1 protein-coding gene is annotated in these 248 nt (G+C 71.4%); it reads left to right on the top strand.

Translation table 11 applies throughout. The features are described from left to right. Nucleotides 1-248: transposase (locus tag MTQ10_RS31145; RefSeq protein ID WP_374117737.1), on the top strand; the 248-nt coding region annotated here is incomplete at both ends.

Here is a 248-nt window from a genome sequence, read left to right as displayed (position 1 = left end):
TTCGGCGTCTCGAAGTCGGCGGCCGACCGGATCGTCGCCCACCTCGGGCCGGCTCTCGCCCTCCAGCCCCGGCGACGGTTCCGCAAGGAGACCGTGCTCATCGTGGACGGCACGCTGGTGCCCACCCGCGACCGGACCGTGGCCGCCTCCAGCAAGAACTACCGCTACTCCACCAACCACCAGGTCGTCATCGACGCCGACACCCGCCTCGTGGTCGCCGTCGGCAAGCCGCTGCCCGGCAACCGCAA

The sequence above is a fragment of the Streptomyces sp. XM83C genome, from assembly GCF_023072675.1.
Lineage (GTDB): Bacteria > Actinomycetota > Actinomycetes > Streptomycetales > Streptomycetaceae > Streptomyces > Streptomyces thermocoprophilus.
Note: the sequence above shows the minus strand (reverse complement) of the source record. Positions and strands in the feature narration are given on the sequence as shown.